Source organism: Oleiphilus sp. HI0079 (assembly GCF_001635105.1).
Window position 1 is genome coordinate 1 of record NZ_LWFT01000020.1, and the last position, 1631, is coordinate 1631.

Annotated in this window: 1 protein-coding gene and 1 pseudogene; both read left to right on the forward strand. The window is 47.9% G+C overall.

Annotated features, from left to right (window positions below; genetic code table 11):
- Positions 1-1017: SPFH domain-containing protein (locus tag A3750_RS00455; RefSeq protein WP_068547921.1), on the forward strand; the 1017-nt coding region annotated here is incomplete at its 5' end.
- Positions 1010-1631, forward strand: a pseudogene (locus A3750_RS00460) (sugar kinase); the annotation flags it as partial. The gene A3750_RS00455 and the pseudogene A3750_RS00460, both read left to right, overlap by 8 nt.

The following is a 1631-nucleotide window of genomic DNA, read 5'->3' on the forward strand; positions in this document are numbered from 1 at the left end:
ATGTTTTCAATCAAATACTACAAGGCAGATGCCTCAACCTATGCAGTCAAAACCGTTAACGGAAAAGTGAAGGCGAAAGGGAAGGGATTAAGCTTTTTCTATAACCCGGCAACAACTTCCATTGCTGCATTGCCTATGAACGTTCAGGAGGCTCCATTCATATTCAAGCTCCAGACAGCCGACTTTCAGCAGGTTAGTGTGCAAGGCCAAGTCAGCTTTCGTTTGGTGGACGCTGACAAAACAGCAAGCTTGATGAACTTTACCTTGGCAAAGGATGGAGCGTCTTTTGTCTCTGAGGACCCCATGCGTTTGAACGAACGAGTCGTTCGTATTGTTCAGGTGGCGGTTCAAGTGACTATACAGAAAGCAGGATTGCGCGAAGCGCTTTTGGCTTCTGAGTCCTTGGTTGGGATGTTAGAGCAAGTATTGGCGGCAGCGCCCTCATTGGCGTCATTAGGAATAGAGGTGTTAAGCGTTTCAATTTCCAACATTGCTGCGACACCTGAAACGACAAAAGCCTTAGAGGCCGTTGCACGAGAGGAAATTTTGAAGAAAAGCGACGATGCCATCTATGGTCGCCGCAAAGCCGCGGTTGAGCAGGAGCGTACTATTCGCGAGGCTGAATTGGAAACGGAGTTGTCCGTTCAAAATAAGCAGCAAGAAATGGAAGAGCGTCGCGTCGAAAATGAGCGTACCTTGCTTGCACAACAGTCTCAGATGGAGAAAGAGCGTATCCAATCCGAGATCGAGCAAGAACAGCAGCGTAGTGAGTTTGTTGAAACCAAAGCGAGCAACAGCAGGGTCGAAGCCGATGCTGAAAAATACCGTATCGCTTCACGCATGAATGCCTTCAAGGAATTGCCCGTTGAGAACTTGAAAGCCATGGCATTGGCGCAGATGGATCCAGAACAATTGATGGCAATGGCCTTTGAGTCATTGGCACAGAATGCAGGTAAGATTAACGAGTTGACGATTACGCCTGATTTGTTCAGCAAGATGGTGAAAGCCAATGGCTAGCAACAGCAACAATAGCTTCGTGATGATCACTCGAAAGACTCGAGTGCAGGAGTTGATCGCGCGGTTCAACTCCTGGTCGCAAGCTAAATTCTACCTTGAACACAATCAAATTGATGTTCGCGACTACTTAGATGAGCACGAAGTGTATCTGGATCAGATCAAGCGCGTAGAAGCGTATTTGCGACAACAAGGGCGCTTCCAGCGCATTGATCGAGACATGATTCAGAGTTATCAGTTCGGCACGGAAGATATCGTGGTGGTGGTGGGTCAGGATGGCTTAGTTGCGAATACTTTGAAGTATCTCGATGCCCAACCGGTAATCGGGATAAATCCAGACAGTGCGCGTTTTGATGGCGTGTTGTTGCCATTTACAGTGAAGGAGCTACAACCGGTTGTTCAAGCGGTGATCGTAAAGCGTATTAGTACCAAAGAGGTGACGTTTGCCAAAGTTGAAACGAACGATGGGCAATGCATGCGAGCAGTGAATGACTTTTTCATTGGGCCGAAATCGCACACCTCCGCGCGCTATACATTACGTTGGAATGGTCAAGAGGAAATGCAAAGCTCTTCAGGGATTATCGTCTCGACAGGGTTTGGCTCAACAGGTTGGTTCC